Source organism: Microbacterium enclense, assembly GCF_004022425.1.
Lineage (GTDB): Bacteria > Actinomycetota > Actinomycetes > Actinomycetales > Microbacteriaceae > Microbacterium > Microbacterium enclense_A.
In genome coordinates this window covers 1-607 of sequence record NZ_RBZY01000141.1, presented here as the reverse complement: position 1 = coordinate 607, position 607 = coordinate 1, and the positions used below count along the sequence as shown (strand labels likewise).

Annotated in this window: 1 pseudogene; it reads left to right on the top strand. The window is 70.3% G+C overall.

Annotated elements, in window-relative coordinates:
• Positions 1-607 (top strand): annotated as a pseudogene (locus D8Y23_RS16600) (glycogen debranching enzyme); the annotation flags it as partial.

Here is a 607-nt window from a genome sequence, read left to right as displayed (position 1 = left end):
CTCGACGTCGTCTACAACCACACCGCCGAGGAAGGCATCGGAGGCCCGCGCACGAGCCTGCGCGGCATCGACAACCGCTCGTACTACCGCCAGACCGACGACGGCGTCTACATCGACGAGACCGGGTGCGGCAATGCGGTGAACACCTCGACGGATGCCGCCGCCCGCCTCGTGCTCGATTCGCTCCGGTACTGGGCCGAGGACGTGCAGATCGACGGCTTCCGCTTCGATCTCGCCGTCACCCTCGGCCGCGACGAGACGCACGCCTTCACCCCCGACCACCCACTGCTGCGGGCGATCCGCGACGACGACGTGCTCGCCGGCACGAAGCTCATCGCCGAGCCGTGGGACGTCGGCATGGGCGGGTGGCAAACCGGCGGCTTCGGCGACGGATGGCACGAGTGGAACGACCGGTACCGCGATCGCGTCCGCAACTTCTGGCTCAGCGACATCGACTACGCGCGCCGCGCCGACACCGCGCCGGTCGGCATCGGCGGGTTCGCCACGCGCCTCGCCGGCTCGTCGAACACGTTCTCGGAGGAGCGGGGGCCGCTCGCGAGCGTGAACTTCGTGACGGCGCACGACGGCTTCACGCTCCGCGACCTCG